This window comes from Rhodopseudomonas pseudopalustris (assembly GCF_900110435.1).
Classification (GTDB): Bacteria; Pseudomonadota; Alphaproteobacteria; order Rhizobiales; family Xanthobacteraceae; genus Rhodopseudomonas; species Rhodopseudomonas pseudopalustris.
On the sequence record NZ_FODT01000001.1, the window covers coordinates 1 to 17,430 of the forward strand.

13 protein-coding genes and 1 riboswitch are annotated in these 17,430 nt (G+C 65.6%); of the genes, 5 read left to right on the forward strand and 8 right to left on the reverse strand.

The genetic code is table 11. The annotated features are described in order from the left end of the window. Positions 1–1,004: 1,004 nt before the first annotated feature. Entirely contained in the window at positions 1,005–3,002 is a 1,998-nt protein-coding gene (locus tag BMY71_RS00010; protein WP_092680883.1) for a M23 family metallopeptidase, read from the forward strand. Between the two features lie 81 nt (positions 3,003–3,083). Here BMY71_RS00010 and BMY71_RS24700 read toward each other — a convergent pair whose 3' ends face one another. The 3 genes from BMY71_RS24700 to clpB form a co-directional block, all read right to left on the reverse strand. Further along, the gene (locus BMY71_RS24700) at positions 3,084–3,239 is read right to left on the reverse strand and encodes a hypothetical protein (RefSeq protein WP_175557562.1); all 156 of its coding nucleotides are present in this window, start codon (positions 3,237–3,239) and stop codon (positions 3,084–3,086) included. 24 nt (positions 3,240–3,263) lie between these two features. Further along, the gene (locus BMY71_RS00015; protein ID WP_011504473.1) at positions 3,264–4,127 is read right to left on the reverse strand and encodes a hypothetical protein; all 864 of its coding nucleotides are present in this window, start codon (positions 4,125–4,127) and stop codon (positions 3,264–3,266) included. A 564-nt stretch (positions 4,128–4,691) separates the two neighbouring features. Next, a complete protein-coding gene (gene clpB / locus BMY71_RS00020) occupies positions 4,692–7,331 on the reverse strand; it encodes an ATP-dependent chaperone ClpB (protein ID WP_092680889.1) in 2,640 nt (879 codons plus the stop codon). A 226-nt stretch (positions 7,332–7,557) separates the two neighbouring features. Here clpB and BMY71_RS00025 point away from each other — a divergent pair, with 226 nt between their 5' ends. Beyond that, complete coding sequence (locus BMY71_RS00025; protein ID WP_092680891.1) at positions 7,558–8,340, forward strand: MOSC domain-containing protein; 783 nt, start codon at positions 7,558–7,560, stop codon at positions 8,338–8,340. A 166-nt stretch (positions 8,341–8,506) separates the two neighbouring features. Here BMY71_RS00025 and BMY71_RS00030 read toward each other — a convergent pair whose 3' ends face one another. The 3 genes from BMY71_RS00030 to metX all read right to left on the reverse strand — a co-directional run bounded on the left by BMY71_RS00030 (position 8,507) and on the right by metX (position 11,403). Continuing rightward, entirely contained in the window at positions 8,507–9,295 is a 789-nt protein-coding gene (locus tag BMY71_RS00030; RefSeq protein ID WP_092680893.1) for a TIGR02594 family protein, read from the reverse strand. Positions 9,296–9,509: 214 nt separating this feature from the next. Continuing rightward, a complete protein-coding gene (gene metW, locus BMY71_RS00035) occupies positions 9,510–10,202 on the reverse strand; it encodes a methionine biosynthesis protein MetW (protein WP_011504478.1) in 693 nt (230 codons plus the stop codon). Position 10,203: 1 nt separating this feature from the next. Continuing rightward, positions 10,204–11,403: a homoserine O-acetyltransferase MetX gene (gene metX, locus BMY71_RS00040; protein WP_092680895.1), complete on the reverse strand. Its 1,200-nt coding sequence runs from the start codon at positions 11,401–11,403 to the stop codon at positions 10,204–10,206. A gap of 99 nt (positions 11,404–11,502) precedes the next feature. Then, a riboswitch (SAM riboswitch) is annotated at positions 11,503–11,582 on the reverse strand. A 310-nt stretch (positions 11,583–11,892) separates the two neighbouring features. On the opposite strand from metX, the gene BMY71_RS00045 reads away from it, so the two are divergent. The 3 genes from BMY71_RS00045 to BMY71_RS00055 are packed head-to-tail and all read left to right on the forward strand — an operon-like array spanning position 11,893 to position 14,819. Next, positions 11,893–12,741, forward strand: a complete 849-nt coding sequence (locus BMY71_RS00045) for a chorismate mutase (RefSeq protein WP_092680897.1) — start codon at positions 11,893–11,895, stop codon at positions 12,739–12,741. Positions 12,742–12,780: 39 nt separating this feature from the next. Further along, entirely contained in the window at positions 12,781–13,878 is a 1,098-nt protein-coding gene (gene hisC, locus BMY71_RS00050) for a histidinol-phosphate transaminase (protein ID WP_092680898.1), read from the forward strand. Continuing rightward, positions 13,875–14,819: a prephenate/arogenate dehydrogenase family protein gene (locus tag BMY71_RS00055; RefSeq protein WP_011504482.1), complete on the forward strand. Its 945-nt coding sequence runs from the start codon at positions 13,875–13,877 to the stop codon at positions 14,817–14,819. The genes hisC and BMY71_RS00055 overlap by 4 nt, the downstream gene beginning before the upstream one ends. Positions 14,820–14,946: 127 nt before the next feature. Here BMY71_RS00055 and BMY71_RS00060 read toward each other — a convergent pair whose 3' ends face one another. After that, on the reverse strand, positions 14,947–15,852 hold the full coding sequence (locus BMY71_RS00060) for an alpha/beta fold hydrolase (RefSeq protein ID WP_092680900.1): 906 nt from the start codon (positions 15,850–15,852) through the stop codon (positions 14,947–14,949). Positions 15,853–16,090: 238 nt separating this feature from the next. Continuing rightward, a complete protein-coding gene (gene purD, locus BMY71_RS00065; RefSeq protein WP_092680902.1) occupies positions 16,091–17,374 on the reverse strand; it encodes a phosphoribosylamine--glycine ligase in 1,284 nt (427 codons plus the stop codon). Positions 17,375–17,430 lie beyond the last annotated feature (56 nt).

Here is a 17,430-nt window from a genome sequence, read left to right on the forward strand (position 1 = left end):
AGTTGGACTTGAAACTTTGAACCGGCTGATCACAACGTTTTGACGAGGTCCCACCATATACGCCGACCAACGATTCACATCGCGATCGACACGACGTCCGAAAACGTCATGGTGTAACCTTTGAAACGTGTAACCGCCGAAGTCTTTCGTCCGGTCTCAACGATCAAGAGCCGAAGCCCCCTCTCAATCAAGACCCGCAAGGACTTCGCCGTCCACGTTTCTCTTTCTTCATCTTCACTTGTCAAACAGCCCGGAACCCGAAGGTCCCATGAACCCGAAGGTTCAATGAAGCACAAGCCCGAAGGCCTCAACTTCTGCTCCTACACTTAGAGGAGCCTCAACCTCGACCCGACGGCAATTCGCAACCGACACCTATCGGCTGCTGGATCACTCATCGATGATCGATGGATGTTCTAGAGACACGGAAGCTCGCTGGTGCCCGTGGGGCTCAGCGGCGCCGCTCTCGATGGGCGGTTTATAGGCCAGCCCCGTCGAACCTGTCAACGCCCATCGTCAGAAAAATGTCGTGTTCGGTGGAACATTCGATTTCTGTCGATAGCACAAGGCTTTCTGGCCCCTCGCGCCGTACTGAAGCCACATTCCTCGGACGTTCTCGCGAAAATAGATGGGCCGAGTTTTTCCGGTTGGGGGTCGCCGCAGCCGGATTTCGCCAGACAGGGTCGCGATCGTGACGCAATCATCGCCAATTCCTCTGTTGGGTTCGGCTTCGAACATTGCCCGCCATTGACGTTCGCGCCGGCTGCCAGCAATTTGGCGCCACTTGTCGAACGTCCGCGGCGCAGTCCCGGCTCCCTGCTTCGCCCGCGCGGCGAAACAGCAGGCCCCGGGGCAGCTGGAGGCTCTCGCGATCCCGCGGATCGTGAGAAGGCTCCGACAGGTCAAGGACACTTGCGACCGGCGAAAGCCGACCGCTTGGGGAATTTGGGGGACGGCGATTGAGCCAAAGGGTTTCACGGGGACGCAGCCACGGGCGTGAGATCGGCATGATCGATCTCGGTCACGAGCCGCCGCTTTCTGTCGACGGCTCCGAAGCGGCGGTGATCGATCGCCGCCGCGTGTCGGTACAATGGTTCAGCGGCACGATTCTGACGGGCCTGTGCGGCGCAGCCTTGATCGGCGGCGCCGTTTTCGCGTCGCTCGACGGCGAAACCACCTTCGCCAAAGCGCCGGAGCGGGTCGAGGCCGCGCTGCGCGGGGCGTTCGGCGCCGACAAGAACGCCGCCCTGCATAAGAGCGACCGCCTGCCCCCGCCGAGCGAATCGGCCGCCGCGCGCAACGTGATTCGAGTCTCGACGGTGTCCCGCGTCGGCAATCGCGACGTCGTCCGGGTCCGCCCCTTCATCAAGATTGCCGGCAACCTGTCGCTGACCACCAGCGATCTGTCCGCCAAGATCCCGGCCTTCAATGCGCAGCGGATGCTGAGCGACGTCGGCGCCGCGGCGCCCGCGGCGGAGGATGCGCAGAACCCCGACGCTGTCGAGCCGGACGCCGAAGTCTCGTTCGTCACCCGCGATCTCGGCCAGGTGCTGCCCAAGGCGAAGATCGCCGGCCAGATCCCGCCCGATGAAATCCTGATGCGGGTGCGCGACGCCGCGAACTGGAAGGGCAATAGCGGCGTGCGCTACGCCAGCGCGACCTCCGGCGAGATCGGCGGCGACATGAGGCTCGCTTACGCGCCCGAAGGCGCCTCCGCCGATCCTTATGCCGGCTTCGAAACCCGGATCGTGCCTGAAAACGTCACGCTGCTGCCGAAGACCAAGGAACAGGCGACCGGCGGCAATCCCACCGGCGAGCGCGTCCATCTCGTCAAGAAGGGCGATACCGTGGTGTCGGTGCTGCGCGACCAGGGCGCCAGCGAGGAGGACGCCAATGCGGTCGCGGCGGCGCTGGGCGCACGCGGACGCAGCGGCGGGGTGAAAGAAGGCCAGAAACTGCGAATCCTGATGGAGCCCGCCGGCGCCGGCAAGCCGTCGCAGCCGTTCCGGGTGATCATCGCCAACGAATCCACCGTCGAGGCCGTCGCGGCGCTGTCCGATCTCGGCCGATACGTCGCCGTCGACGTCCAGAGCCTCAACACCGTCAGCGACACCGCCGACAACAGCGACGAGGACGAGGACGACGGCACCGGCGTTCGCCTCTACCAGTCGATCTACGAGACCGCGCTGCGCAACAAGGTGCCGCAGGCGATCATCGACGACATGATCAAGATCTATTCCTACGACGTCGACTTCCAGCGCAAGGTCCAGGCCGGCGACTCGTTCGAGGTGTTCTACGCCGGCGACGACGAGACCACCGCCACCATCGAGAAGAACGACGTGCTGTTCGCCTCGCTCACGGTGGGCGGCGAGACCAAGAAATACTACCGCTTCCAGACCCCCGACGACGCCGTGGTCGATTTCTACGACGAGAGCGGCAAGAGCGCGAAGAAGTTCCTGGTGCGCAAGCCGGTCAACAACGCGATCATGCGCTCGGGCTTCGGCGGCCGCCGCCATCCGATTCTCGGCTACGTCAAAATGCACACCGGCGTCGACTGGTCGACGCCCTACGGCACGCCGATCTTCGCCTCCGGCAACGGCGTGATCGAAAAGGCCGGCTGGGAAGGCGGCTACGGCAAATATATCCGCGTCAAGCACAACAACGGCTACGAGACTGCCTACGGCCACATGTCGGCGTTCGCCAAGGGCATGGAGCCCGGCAGGCGGGTGCGCCAGGGCCAGGTGATCGGCTTCGTCGGCTCCACCGGCCTGTCGACCGGCGCACATGTCCACTACGAAATCCTCGTCAACGGCCGCTTCGTCGACCCGATGCGCGTCAAGCTGCCGCGCGGCCGCTCGCTCGATGGCCCGCTGATGGCGAGCTTCGAAAAAGAGCGCGACCGGCTCGACGGCATGTTGACCAGCCGCGGCGGCAGCAGAATGTCGGAAGACCTGACCGCAGCGGCCCCGGTGCGCAGCGTGAACGCGGCGGCGGCGCGGAAGTAGCTGCTGTTTTTTTGAATCGGCCGACGACAGGCGATGCACATTGCGGGCGCAGGACGGCTCCGTCCCCCGGCATCGCATCGGCTATTTTTTCGGATCCGGGAACGTCGCAGTCAGTGTGTATTTGCCGTTGCTCTGCTCTTTTTTCTCGACCGAGATGGCTTTCGCCTTCTTGAAGGCGGCCGTCAGGAGATCAACGTCATCGGCCTTGACGTCCTTGGTGATCAAAATCTGAGGCATCGGCTTCCTCCTGGATAGTTGCGCTTATCGGCAGATCCCGGCCTGTCTGGCCTTGCCCAGCAGGTTGTTTCGGCGGGTTTCCGCGGCGCCCGAAGCGTCGACGAGCAACCGCGCGAACGCCCGCGGGGTCGGCGGCTTGGTCAATGCGATCAGATCATCCTCCTTCACGTCCGGGTTCATCAGACATGCTCGCAACGCCACGGTCGACGATGTCGATCCGTAGGTGACGGTGATCGATTCGCGCTTCTCCTCCTCGACCGCCTGCGCATCGGCCGCCAACACTTCGCTGGTCGACAGCATTCCGCCCGTGAAGGTGCCGGCGCGATAGTAAGCCTCGAGATCGGAAAGAGCCGCCGCGAGTGGATACTCGCTCGTCGAGAGCTGCATCCCGGACACGATGCGCCCATAGATCTCGCCCCTCTTCGCGCGCATCTGGGATTGAATCCACTGCACGCTCTGCGCGAGCAGGACGTCATTGTCGTAAGCGGCTCGCGTTCCGGTGATGAAACCCGCCGCTCCTGTGAGGATGTTCTTGGTCGCCACCGGCGCAAGCAATCCGGAAGCCGTCGTCAGACCGAGCGTCGCCGCGGCGGCGCCGAAACCAACGTTTTGCCGCTCTCTGGTCAGCGCGGATTCGTAAGCCGTGTATTGCATGTCGATCGCGTACATCCGCGCTGCGATGAATGCGTTGCGGTCGGCGGCGCTGTTCGCCAATCTGCTGAGATCGAGCCGGCCGATCGCCTGTCGCACCATCTCGGCCTCGACATCGACCGGGTAAAGCCGCTTCGGGCCATCGGTGACAAAGACGCAGCCGGTGAGCGCCGACGCCGCGACGACAAGTACAACCGTCGCAACGCTCCGAAACCCAGACCGAATGAGACCGCCCATCGTCCGCAATCCTTGTCGCCCGCAATCCTCGCGCTCCCGCAGGGCAGCAAGCATCGCGCCGCAAAGTCGCGACGGCCGGCGCACGCTGTCACTGGATCAAACCGCTCGGGCAAGCCGGGAGTAATCAATTCAGCCCGAGGGCAGTAATCGTCAGAGTTTTCGAAATTCGACGGAGCCAACGCTCCGCGCAACTATCAACAGATCAACGACAAGCTACGTGCAATCAAAATACTTCCGGGAGTGATTGTGCGGCGGAGACCGGATAGCCTGCAAGCAAATTCTGCGATCGACTATCGCATCAATTCGGATTGTATCCTTGTTGCAACATCGCCTGCTATCAGCCTCTATCAGGACAGCTTCGCGGACGTGTTGATCAGGGCCGATCGATGCATCCTGGCTTGTGCTCGCGCGAATGCGGACTCCGCCAGGCGATCGGGGCGGCCCGCATGTTCACCCGAGATCGACAACGCGATCTGTCAGTTGGAGACGAAGTAGCTGGAGCGCAGCCGTTCCCCGGACGCGGCGCAGCGCGCGTGCACTGCACCTTGTCCGGGACACGGGTCCTCAGTTCAGCATCCGCTTCGGCGGCCGGCCGGTGAACGGCGCGATGTCGGCGCCGTGCGGGGGCTGGCCGTTGAAGGTCAGCGCGCCGCCTTCGGTCGAGATCGCGACCTGGTCGCCGTCCTTGACCGTGCCGTCGAGGATCATTTCGGCGAGCGGGTCCTGGACGTGGCGCTGGATCACGCGCTTCAGGGGACGCGCCCCATAGGCGGGGTCCCAACCCTTTTCGGCGAGCCAGTCGCGCGCCGCGGGATCGAGATCGAGCACGATCTTGCGGTCCTCCAGCAGCTTGGCGAGCCGGCCGAGCTGGATATCGACGATCCGCCCCATCTCGGTCTTCTGCAACCGGTGGAACAGGATGATCTCGTCGACGCGGTTGAGGAATTCGGGGCGGAAATGCCCCCGCACCATGCCCATCACCTGCTCGCGCACCATCTCGGTGTCTTCGCCCTCCGGCTGGTTGACCAGATACTCGCTGCCGAGATTCGAGGTCATCACGATCAGCGTGTTGCGGAAGTCGACGGTGCGGCCCTGACCGTCGGTCAAGCGGCCGTCGTCGAGCACCTGCAGCAGAACGTTGAACACATCCGGATGCGCCTTCTCGATCTCGTCGAACAGCACCACCTGATACGGCCGCCGTCGCACCGCCTCGGTGAGCGCGCCGCCCTCGTCATAGCCGACATAGCCCGGAGGCGCGCCGATCAGCCGCGAGACCGAATGCTTCTCCATGTATTCCGACATGTCGAGTCGGACCATCGCGGTCTCGTCGTCGAACAGATATTGCGCGAGCGCCTTGGTCAGCTCGGTCTTGCCGACGCCGGTCGGGCCTAGGAACATGAACGAGCCCATCGGCCGGTTCGGGTCCTGCAGCCCAGCGCGGGCGCGGCGCACCGCGGTCGACACCGCATGAACGGCCTCGAACTGGCCGACCACGCGCTTGCCGATCTGGTCCTCCATCCGCAGCAGCTTTTCCTTCTCGCCCTCGAGCATCTTGTCGACCGGCACGCCGGTCCAGCGCGACACCACCTGGGCGATATGGTTGGCGGTGACCGCCTCCTCCATCATCTCGCCGGCGTTCTCGTTCGCCTCGATGTCGGCGAGCTTCTTCTCCAGCTCGGGAATCCGCCCATAGGCCAGCTCGCCGGCGCGCTGATACTCGCCGCGGCGCTGCGCATCGGCCAGTTCGAGCCGGAGCCCGTCGAGCTCGCTTTTCAGCTTCTGCGCGTCGGACAGCTTGTTCTTCTCCGCGCTCCAGCGCGCCGTCAGCGCGGCGGATTTCTCCTCGAGATCCGCAAGCTCCTTCTCCAGCGTCACCAGCCGGGTCCTGGAGCCGGTGTCGGTCTCCTTTTTCAGCGCCTCCTGCTCGATCTTCAGCCGCACGATCTCGCGGTCCATCGAATCGAGTTCTTCCGGCTTGGAGTCGACCTGCATCTTCAGGCGGGCAGCGGCCTCGTCCATCAGGTCGATCGCCTTGTCGGGCAGGAAGCGGTCGGTGATGTAGCGGTTCGACAGCGTGACGGCCGCCACCAACGCCGAATCGGAAATGCGCACGCCGTGGTGCTGTTCGTATTTGTCCTTCAGCCCGCGCAGGATCGAGACGGTGTCCTCGACCGTCGGCTCCGACACGAAGATCGGCTGGAACCGGCGCGCCAGGGCGGCGTCCTTTTCGACATGCTTGCGGTATTCGTCGAGCGTGGTGGCGCCGATGCAATGCAGCTCGCCGCGGGCGAGCGCCGGCTTCAGCAGATTGGAGGCGTCCATCGCGCCATCGGCCTTGCCGGCGCCGATCAGCGTGTGCATCTCGTCGATGAACAGGATGATGCCGCCCTCGGCCGAGGTGACCTCGGAGAGCACGGCCTTCAGCCGCTCCTCGAACTCGCCGCGATATTTCGCGCCTGCGATCAGCGCGCCGAGATCGAGCGACAGCAGCTTCTTGTCCTTCAGACTCTCCGGCACGTCGCCATTGAGGATGCGCAGCGCCAGACCCTCGACGATCGCGGTCTTGCCGACGCCGGGCTCGCCGATCAGCACCGGATTGTTCTTGGTCCGGCGCGACAGAACTTGAATCGTCCGGCGGATTTCCTCGTCGCGGCCGATCACCGGATCGAGCTTGCCGTCACGCGCCGCCTGGGTGAGATCCCGGGAATATTTCTTCAGCGCGTCATAGGCGTTCTCGGCGGTGGCCGAATCCGCGGTGCGGCCCTTGCGCAGCGCGTTGATCGCCGAATTGAGATTTTGCGGGGTGACGCCACCCTTGGCGAGCAACTGCCCGGCGTCGCTCTCCCGATCGAGCGCCAGCGCCAGCAGCAGCCGCTCGACGGTGACGAAGCTGTCGCCGGCCTTTTCGGCGGCCTGCTCGGCGGCGTCGAACGCCCGCGCCGTCGCAGGCGCCAGATAGACCTGGCCGGCGCCCGAGCCGGACACTTTCGGCATCTTGGACAACGCCGCTTCGGTGGATTGCAGAATCGCCCGCGAATTGCCGCCGGCGCGGTCGATCAGACCGCCGGCCAGCCCCTCGGAATCGTCGAGCAGCACCTTGAGAATATGCAGCGGCGAAAACTGCTGATGGCCCTCGCGGACCGCAAGGGATTGCGCCGACTGGATGAAGCCGCGCACACGTTCGGTATATTTTTCAATGTTCATTTGGGATGTCCCTCAGCCTGCCATCGGCGCCTCGAAAGCACGCGGACGGCATCTTCATTGGGGTTCCGCCGGCCGCGCTGACATTCCTCAACCGGCGGCGGTCGTCGCCTCGCTCTTTGCAGGCGCAGGCTTGAGGGAAATGTGGGCATCGGTTCCGGGAACGGAAGGGCGCGCCTCACAATTTCGTGCACGTGACAGCCCCGGGCGAAATCTCCTAAACAGCCCCATGCCGAACGAAACGCCTGCCTCGATCCCCGCCTCGATCGCCTCGATCTACCGCTACCCGGTCAAAGGCCTGTCACCGGAGCCGCTGCCGGAGGTAGCGCTGAGCACCGGGCAGACGCTGCCGGGGGACCGCGCATTCGCGATCGAGAACGGGCCGATCGGCTTCGACCCCGCCGCGCCGAAATATTTCCCGAAGATCCGCTTTCTGATGCTGATGCGCAATGAGCGGCTGGCGGCCCTTCGCACCCGCTACGATGCGGCGAGCCGGCGATTGGCGATCACCCGCAACGGCGCCGAGCTGGCGAGCGGCGACATCTCCACCGATGACGGCCGCGCCGCCATCGAACGGTTCTTCGCCGCCGACTTTGCCGACGAGCTGCGTGGGCCGCCGAAGCTGCTGGAAGGCCGCGGCCACAGCTTCTCGGATGTGGCCATGAAAGTGGTGTCGATCATCAATTTGGCCAGCGTCGCGGCGCTGGAGGGGATGATCGGGCGAAAGGTCGACCCGCTGCGCTTCCGCGCCAATCTCTATGTCGACGGCTGGCCGGCCTGGCACGAATTCGACCTGCTCGGCCAGACGCTGTCGATCGGCGGCGCCCGGCTGAAGGTGGTGAAGCGCATCGTCCGCTGCGCCGCCACCAATGTCGACCCGGACACCGCCGCCCGCGACCTCACGATTCCCGAGACGCTGCAGCAGCAGCTCGGCCACGCCGATTGCGGGGTCTATGCCGAGGTGATGAGCGGCGGCCGGATCGCGCAGGGCGATGAAGTGGGGGTCGCGTAGCGGCGCGGGCCTTCCCTTCTCCCCTTGTGGGAGAAGGTGGCGCTGACGACGTCAGCGCCGGATGAAGGGTACCGAACGCGACGGCCGCGCTTAACATCGACCCCTCACCCGGCAGCCTTCGGCTGCCACCCTCTCCCGCAAGGGGAGAGGGTTAGTGCGAGCGTTCTCAGCTCGACGGCATCACATAGGCGTAGATGCGGCCTTTCGAATACACCGACTCGGCGACGCGCCGGCCGTGATTGCCGGACACCACGATCGGATTGCCGCGCGCATCGATGCCGCTGACGACGCCGACATGGCCGCCGCGCTTGCCGCGCGACATCACCGCGATGGCGCCGACCTGCGGGCCGGAGATGCGCTGACCGTAGCGGGCGAACGAACTCGCCATATCCGAGCCGGTGCCGCGATGGCCGCTACGCTCCAGCACCATGTTCATGAAGCGCGCGCACCACAGGCGGCCGCGTCCGGTCGGATTGCCGCCGATATAGCTGCGCGCCGCGGCGACAAGGTTCGATCCCGAACCGCCGCCGCCGTTCCAGGTCTGCCACTGCGCCTGCTGTGCCTCGGCCGCCTGCTGCGCCTCAGGCGCCTGCCGTGCCGAGCGGCGCTGCGCGCGCTGCTTGATCATGCGCGGCGCGCTGCTGCCGCTGGCGTCGTTCGGCGCGTAGCTCTGCGCCTGATTATTCGACGTGACGCCAAACGGCTGCGCGAATCCGTTGTCCGCCGCCAAGCCGGTTTGATTCCAACTGCTCTGACGCTTGACGTAGCGCTGGTGACGCTGGTGCCGGTGATAGCCACGATGCGACACGTGGTGATCGCCGTGATGCGAAGCGGTGTGACCATGATGACGATGCATCGGCCGGGCCGATGCGGGGCTCGCCAGTGCGGCGACCGTCGCGACACCCAGAACCCATGCGAAAACGCGACCCATCCGAAACGCAGTGAACTCAACCATACAGCAACTCTCTCCATCGACACGCCGGCTCGTGACGACCGGCAGGCGCCGTAAACAGAGTAGCGATGGCGAGAGAATGACTCGTGCGGCGCAGAGGCAGTGATTCCGCGGTGATAAGAAGATCATTTCGTGGCGGCGGAACCCGGCTTGCACGTGCAACGGGTTTCACTCATTCGCCACAACGCGTATCACCAGGACCGCGATCCGCGATCGATCAGGGCGCGATGTAGTCTCCGGGCGCGGGCGGCTTCTTCTGCGCGCGGCTGAGCAGGAACACGCCCTGCTCGCCGAACATGTTCCAGAACCACCACGGCGCGTTGAGCCGCAGCGGCCGGCCGTAGCGATCGAGCGCCACCGCGCGCTCCATCTTGACGTTGATCTCGCCGCACAGCACGACGAAATCCTTGATGGTGCAGAAATGGATGTTCGGCGTGTCGTACCAGGTCGCCGGCAAATTCTCGGTGCGCGGCATCTGACCGTTGATCAGCAATTGCAGCCGCATGTTGATGTAGCCGAAATTCGGAAACGACACGATCGCACGGCGGCCGATCCGCAGCAGATTTTCCAGCACGACCTTCGGTTGCCGCGTCGCCTGCAACGTCTGCGACAGAATCACGTAGTCGAACGCATCATCATTGTAGTTGTCGAGGTCGGTGTCGGCGTCGCCCTGCACCACCGCGAGGCCGCGCGAGACGCAGCGATTGACGCCCTCGCGCGACAGTTCGATGCCGCGGCAATCGACGCCGCGGGATTCCATCAACTGCATCAGATCGCCCTCGCCGCAGCCGACGTCGAGCACCTTGGAGCCGGGCTCGACCATGTCGGACACCAGCAGATGGTCGGCGCGATGCACCCGCAGCGCCGGGCGCGCGGAATATTCCAGAGGCAAGCTCTCCTGCACCGCCATCTCAGCGCCCCGCTTTGCCGAGCCCGCGCGCCGTCGCCGCCGAGTGCAGGAAGGCGCGGGCGATGTCGATGAACTCCGGCACGTCGAGCAGGAAGGCGTCGTGGCCGCGGTCGGTCTCGATCTCGGCGAACGACACGCGCGCGCCGCCGGCGTTGAGCGCGTGCACGACCGCACGCGACTCCGAGGTCGGGAACAGCCAGTCGGACGTGAACGACACCACGCAGAACCGCGTCGTGGTGCCGCGAAACGCCTCCGCCAGAACGCCATTGTGGTCCGCGGCGATGTCGAAATAATCCATCGCGCGGGTCAGATACAAATAGCTGTTGGCGTCGAACCGCTCGACGAAGGACGAGCCCTGATAGCGCAGATAGCTCTCGACCTGGAAATCGGCGTCGAACGAGAACGTCGGCAGGTCGCGATCCTGCATCCTGCGGCCGAACTTGCGATGCAGCGCGGCGTCGGACAGATAGGTGATATGCGCGGCCATCCGCGCCACGCCGAGGCCGCGATGCGGATAGCAGCCTTCCTCGAAATAGCGGCCGTGCCGCCAGTCCGGATCGGCCATCACCGCCTGGCGGCCGAGTTCGTGGAACGCGATGTTCTGCGCCGAGTGCCGGGTGGCGCAGGCCACCGCCAGCGCCGAATACACCCGCTCCGGATAGGCCACGCTCCATTGCAGCGCCTGCATCCCGCCCATCGAGCCGCCGACCACGCAGAACAGCGTCTCGATCCCGAGCCGGTCGATCAGCATCGCCTGCGCCCGGACCATGTCGGGGATGGTGATGACCGGAAAATCCAGCCCCCAGGGTTTGCCGGTGGCCGGATTGGTCGAGGCCGGGCCGGTGGAGCCCATGCAGCTGCCGATCACATTCGAGCAGATCACGAAATAGCGGCTGGTATCGATCGGCTTGCCGGCGCCGACCAGCGTCAGCCAGCCGCCGGGCTTGCCGGTGATCGGATGCACATTGGCGATGTGCTGATCCATCGTCAGCGCGTGGCAAACCAGGATGGCGTTGCTCTTGTCGGCGTTGAGTTCGCCATAGGTCTGGTAGGCGATCTGGAACGGGGCGAGGTCGACGCCGCAATCGAGCCGCAGCGGCTGGTCGGCGCCGAACTGCGCGACCTGCGAATGCGGATGGTCCGCCTCGTGCGTCCGCTCGCCATTGGCGGCGAGCTGTCCCTTTACCGGATGTACATTCATCACACTGCCATCGGCCTCAGCGGAGGGTATCTCCGCTGACCTCAGATAAGAGTGGCCGAGCCAATAAAAAACCCGGCCTGAACATTGGTTCGGCCGGGATCGAAACTATCCCCGGCCTGTTTAGCGAATTGTTTAACGTGGCTGCAAGCCGGCCGGCTCAAATGACCACGGGATCGCGGGGACTCTAGTCATGAAGGGCCGGGCCGTCAATATTTGGCTCGGCGACGGCTCCCTTCACCCTCCCCTGGAGGGGGAGGGTCGGCACGCAGCCCGCGCCAGCGGGATGCGGGACGGGGTGGGGTGAACCGCGGGCACAGAGGACAAGCTCTTCGCCACCCCACCCCGCTCGCTGTGCGAGCGACCCTCCCCCTCCAGGGGAGGGTGAACCTAGGGGGCCGCCCCTGTGCCGAGGGTAAATTCCTTTGCCTTCAATCGTCTGGTTTCCTAAGCAGAAGGTCGGATCGCGTCTCGCCTGAAGGTTCTGAAGCAATGACCCAGCCGCCCTCGCCGCCGTCGCTCACCGAACTCCGCCAGGAGATCGACAGCATCGACGAGCAGGTCCACCAGCTCTTGATGCAGCGCGGCGATATCATCGACCGGCTGATTTCGGTGAAGCAGACCCAGGAGGTCGGCTCGGCGTTCCGTCCGGCGCGCGAGGCCGATATGATGCGGCGGCTGGTCCAGCGCCACACAGGCATCCTGCCGCTCGACACCGTCGAGAGCATCTGGCGGGTGATCATCGCCACCTTCACCTATGTCCAGGCGCCGTTTTCGGTGCATGTCGACCAGTCCCTGGGCGAGTCCGCGATGCGGGACTCCGCCCGGTTCCATTTCGGCTTCACGGTGCCCTATGTGCCGCATTTCTCCGCCTCGGCGGCGGTCGAGGCGGTGGCGTGCTCCAAGGGCGACCTCGCGCTGGTGTCGGCGACGTCCGGCAGCACCCCGTGGTGGCTGGCGCTGGAGGCCGCAGGCGCCCCGAAAATCATCGCCCGGCTGCCGTTCATCGAGCGCGCCGACCATCCGGCCGCGCTGCCGGTGTTCGTGGTGTCGCGGGTGGCCGACAGCGCCATGGTGACGGAGGTCGAGACCTGGAGCATCCGGGTGTCCGGCTGGAACGCCGAAATCGCCCGGGCGATCTCGCCGCTGGCCGAGGTCGTGGCGGTGCCGGATACCGCTTTCGACGGCGCGGCGCTGCTGGTTTCGATTTCCGCCCCCGGCAGCCTCGATCATATCAAGGCTGCCCTGATCGAAGCGGGGGCCTCGGTACGCTCATCGGGCCTCGTCGGCAGCCACGCGAGGCGCTATACGGTGCCCCCGAGCGGCAAGGCCCTGACCTGACGGCCCGGCTTTCAGCCGCCTGACACTCCGGAGTTGACGATGTCCCGTCCCGTGCCGAATCCCGGCATTCTCGATATTGCGCCCTACACCCCCGGCAAGAGCCCGGTCGCCGAGCCCGGCCGCAAGGTGTTCAAGCTCTCCGCCAACGAAACGCCGTTCGGCCCCTCGCCGCATGCGATCGCGGCCTATAAGAGCGCGGCGGATCATCTCGAGGATTATCCGGAAGGCACCTCGCGGGTGCTGCGCGAGGCGATCGGCCGCGCCTACGGGCTCGACCCCGACCGCATCATCTGCGGTGCCGGCTCCGACGAAATCCTCAATCTGCTGGCGCACACTTATCTCGGGCCGGACGACGAGGCGATCTCGACCACCCACGGCTTCCTGGTCTACCCGATCGCCACGCTGGCGAACGGCGCCAGAAACGTGGTCGCCGAGGAAAAGGATCTGACCTGCAACGTCGACGCGATCCTCGCCAAGGTGTCGCCGAAGACCAAGATCGTCTGGCTCGCCAACCCGAACAACCCGACCGGCACCTACATTCCGTTCGACGAGGTGAAGCGGCTGCGCGCGGGCCTGCCCGGCCATGTCGTGCTGGTGCTGGACGCGGCCTATGCCGACTACGTCTCGCGCAACGACTACGAGATCGGGATCGAGCTGGTGGCGACCACCGACAACACGGTGATGACCCACACCTTCTCCAAGATCCACGGTCTGGCCGCGCTGCGGATCGGCTGGATGTTCGGCCCGGCCAACATTGTCGACGCGGTCAACCGCATCCGCGGGCCGTTCAACGTCTCGGTGCCGGCGCAGCTCGCTGCGGTCGCCGCGATCCAGGACAGCGCGCATGTCGAAAAGTCGCGCACCCACACCGAGGCCTGGCGCAACAAGCTGACCGAGGAACTGACCAAGATCGGCCTGACGGTGACGCCGAGCGTCTGCAACTTCGTGCTGATGCATTTCCCGACCACCAAGGGCAAGACCGCGGCGGAAGCCGACGCGTTCCTGACCAAGCGTGGCCTGGTGCTGCGTGCGCTCGGCAACTACAATTTGCCGCACGCGCTGCGCATGACGATCGGCACCGACGAGGCCAACGAGCTGGTGATCGAAGGGCTGCGCGAGTTCATGGCGCAGCCATGACGACTGCGCCGATGTTCTCCAAAGTGGCGCTGATCGGCTTCGGCCTGATCGGCGGCTCGATCGCGCGCGGCGCGCGGATGCAGGGGCTCGCTGGCGAGATCGTCGCCACCGCGCGCTCCGCGGCGACGCGGGCGCGGGTGGCCGAATTGGGCGTGGTCGACCGCGTGGTCGAGACCAATGCGGAGGCGGTGAAAGACGCCGATCTCGTCATCCTCTGCATCCCGGTCGGCGCCTGCGGCGAGGCCGCGCAGGAGATCGCGCACAACCTCAAGCCCGGCGCGATCGTCTCCGACGTCGGCTCGGTGAAGGCCGCGGTGGTGCGGGCGATGGCCGAGCACCTGCCGTCGACCGTGCATTTCGTGCCGGCGCATCCGGTCGCCGGCACCGAAAATTCCGGCCCGGATTCCGGCTTCGCCGAATTGTTCATCAACCGCTGGTGCATCCTGACGCCGCCGGACGGCACCGACGCGGATGCAACGGAGAAGCTCGCCGCGTTCTGGCGCGGGCTCGGCGCCAATGTCGAGATCATGACGCCGGAGCACCACGATCTGGTGCTCGCGGTGACCAGCCATCTGCCGCATCTGATCGCCTACACAATCGTAGGCACGGCCGAGGAGCTCGAAGGCGTGACGCGCTCGGAAGTGCTGAAGTTCTCCGCCGGCGGTTTTCGTGACTTCACCCGCATCGCGGCCTCCGATCCGACGATGTGGCGCGATGTGTTCCTGAACAACAAGGACGCGGTGCTGGAGATGCTCGGCGAGTTCCAGGAGGACCTGTCGAAGCTGACCCGCGCGATCCGTCGCGGCGACGGCGAAGGTCTGTTCGAGCACTTTTCCCGCACCCGCACGATCCGCCGCGGCATTCTCGACATCGGCCAGGACGAAGCCGCGCCCGACTTCGGACGCAAACAGCCGCAACTCGCGAAGAAGGCGGCGGAGTAACAACTGGTCGTCATCGCCGGGCGCGACCCGGCGATCCATCCATCAAGGAAGGCGCGCTCCGCGCACGATGGATTCGCGGGTCAAGCCCGCGAATGACGACTGATTTCTGGTGCAGCGCGCACTCACCCTACGATTCGGTGAAAAATTCCAGCAGCGCATTCGCGGTCTGCGCCGGCGCTTCTTCGGTGAGGAAGTGGCCGGAATCGATCGGACCTCCGCGGACGTCTTTGGCCCAGCTCTGCCAGGTGTCGAGCGGCGTCGCGGCTGATTGGGCGATGCCGGCATCGCCCCACAGCGCCAGCATCGGCACCGGGATCGTGTTGCCGGCGTCGACATCGACCTTGTCATGCGCGACATCGGCCTCGGCGCCGGCGCGATAATCCTCGCACATCGCATGGAGCCGCATCGGATCGCGGAACGGCGCGAGGTAATGCTCCAGCGCGCGCGGATCGAAACACGACAGATCCTTCTTCTTCGTCCAGCTCGCGAGCGTGGTCTTCAGATAGAAATCCGGGCTCGCGCCGATCAGCGTCTCCGGCAGCGGCGCGGGCTGGGCGAGGAAGCTCCAGTGATAGATCTTGAGCGCATAGGCCCTGTCCATCCGCATCCAATATTCGTAGGTCGGCAGGATATCGAGCACCGCGAGCCTCGACAGCCGTCCCGGATGATCGAGCGCGAGCCGGTAGCTGACGCGGCCGCCGCGGTCGTGACCGGCGAGCCCGAAATGCACGTGGCCGAGCTGCTCCATCGCCTCGATCAATTGTGCGGCCATCGCCCGCTTGGTGTAGGGCGTGTGCGCGGCGTCGCTCTCCGGCATGTCGGACCAGCCGTAGCCCGGCAGATCGGCGATGATCAGCTTGAAGCGCTCGGCGAGCGTCGGCGCCACCCGATGCCACATCACATGGGTTTCGGAGAAGCCGTGCAGCAGCAACAAAGGCGGGCCGTCGCCGCCGGTGCGCGCGAAGATGCGCCCGGACGTGGTGTTGATCCATTCCGAACCGAAGCCTGGAAACAAATCGGCGAGATCGGGCATTCGGGGATCCTCCCACGTTCACTCTTGCATCCCAACGACTTCTCGCATCCCAAGGCCGGCTGGCACGGCGCAACCTCTCCCGCTTGCGGGGGAGGTCGGATCGCGCCAGCGATCCGGGTGGGGGAAGCCGAGTCTGCGAACTACGCGACCTCACTACTCGTGTCGCCCTCACCCCAACCCTCTCCCGCAAGCAAGAGAGGGAGCAGGCCGGCATTCGGGCAGCCGTCGAACAACCGAACTACTTGCGGCCGCGTTCCCGCGCCACCGCCTGCCAGCCGATGTCGCGGCGGCAGAAGCCTTCCGGCCAGTTGATCACGCCGATCGCCTCGTAGGCGCGGCGTTGCGCTTCCGCCACCGTGTTCGCCGAGGCGGTCACCGCGAGTACGCGGCCGCCATTGGCGAGGATCCAGTCGCCCGATGCCATGGTGCCGGCGTGGAAGATCTCCACGCCCGGAATCTGCTCGGCGCGTTCGAGCCCGGCGATCCTGGTGCCCTTCTCATAGGCGCCCGGATAGCCCTTCGCCGCCATCACCACGGTCAGCGCCGGCTCGTCGACCCAGCGCAGGCTGAAATGCGCGAGCTGGCCGTCGGCGCAGGCGAGCAGCGCGGGCACGATGTCGGACAGCATCCGCAGCATCAGCACCTGGCATTCCGGATCGCCGAAGCGGACGTTGTATTCGATCAGTTGCGGGCCGTCCTCGGTGATCATCAGCCCGGCGAACAGCACGCCCTTGAACGGCATCCCCATCGCCTTCATGCCCTTCAGCGTCGGGGTGATGATCCGTTCCATCGCCTGCTTGCAGACCGCCTCGGTCATCACCGGCGCCGGCGAATAGGCGCCCATGCCGCCGGTGTTCGGCCCCTTGTCGCCGTCATAGGCGCGCTTGTGATCCTGGGCGGTGGCGAGCGCCAGCGCGTGCTCGCCGTCGCACAGCACGAAGAACGACGCCTCCTCGCCGACCAGGAAATCCTCGACCACCACCTCGACGCCGGCTTCGCCGAGCGCACCGCCGAAAATCATGTCGACCGCGTCTTCCGCCTCGGCCAGCGTCATCGCCACCACCACGCCCTTGCCGGCGGCGAGGCCGTCGGCCTTGACCACGATCGGCGCGCCCTGCACCCGGATATAGGCCTTGGCCTCGCCCGGATCGCTGAACCGCTCGTAGGCGGCGGTGGGGATGCCGTGCGCCTTGCACAGATCCTTGGTGAAGCCCTTGGAGCCTTCGAGCTGCGCCGCCTTGCTGCTCGGCCCGAATGCCTTGATGCCGGCGGCTGTGAGATCGTCGACGATGCCGGCGACCAGCGGCGCCTCCGGTCCGACCACCACGAATTCGATCGCATTGGCCTTGCAGAAATCGATCACCGCGGCGTGGTCGGCGAGGTCGAGCGGCACGCAGGTGGCGGCGCGCGCGATCCCGGCATTGCCCGGCGCGCACCACAATTTGGTGACCAGAGGTGAGGCCGCGATCTTCCAGGCCAGCGCGTGTTCACGGCCGCCTGAACCGAGCAGCAGAATATTCATCGACAACCTGACCGTAACCCCGTGGACCTGGCGCGAGGATGTAGCACGGCGCGGGT

Bases quoted from the DNA above. Each gene is read 5' to 3' on its own strand.
- BMY71_RS00010 (WP_092680883.1), top strand. From the start codon at position 1,005: ATGATCGATCTCGGTCACGAGCCGCCGCTTTCTGTCGACGGCTCCGAA.
- BMY71_RS24700 (WP_175557562.1), bottom strand. From the start codon at position 3,239: ATGCCTCAGATTTTGATCACCAAGGACGTCAAGGCCGATGACGTTGAT.
- BMY71_RS00015 (WP_011504473.1), bottom strand. From the start codon at position 4,127: ATGGGCGGTCTCATTCGGTCTGGGTTTCGGAGCGTTGCGACGGTTGTA.
- clpB (WP_092680889.1), bottom strand. From the start codon at position 7,331: ATGAACATTGAAAAATATACCGAACGTGTGCGCGGCTTCATCCAGTCG.
- BMY71_RS00025 (WP_092680891.1), top strand. From the start codon at position 7,558: ATGCCGAACGAAACGCCTGCCTCGATCCCCGCCTCGATCGCCTCGATC.
- BMY71_RS00030 (WP_092680893.1), bottom strand. From the start codon at position 9,295: ATGGTTGAGTTCACTGCGTTTCGGATGGGTCGCGTTTTCGCATGGGTT.
- metW (WP_011504478.1), bottom strand. From the start codon at position 10,202: ATGGCGGTGCAGGAGAGCTTGCCTCTGGAATATTCCGCGCGCCCGGCG.
- metX (WP_092680895.1), bottom strand. From the start codon at position 11,403: ATGAATGTACATCCGGTAAAGGGACAGCTCGCCGCCAATGGCGAGCGG.
- BMY71_RS00045 (WP_092680897.1), top strand. From the start codon at position 11,893: ATGACCCAGCCGCCCTCGCCGCCGTCGCTCACCGAACTCCGCCAGGAG.
- hisC (WP_092680898.1), top strand. From the start codon at position 12,781: ATGTCCCGTCCCGTGCCGAATCCCGGCATTCTCGATATTGCGCCCTAC.
- BMY71_RS00055 (WP_011504482.1), top strand. From the start codon at position 13,875: ATGACGACTGCGCCGATGTTCTCCAAAGTGGCGCTGATCGGCTTCGGC.
- BMY71_RS00060 (WP_092680900.1), bottom strand. From the start codon at position 15,852: ATGCCCGATCTCGCCGATTTGTTTCCAGGCTTCGGTTCGGAATGGATC.
- purD (WP_092680902.1), bottom strand. From the start codon at position 17,374: ATGAATATTCTGCTGCTCGGTTCAGGCGGCCGTGAACACGCGCTGGCC.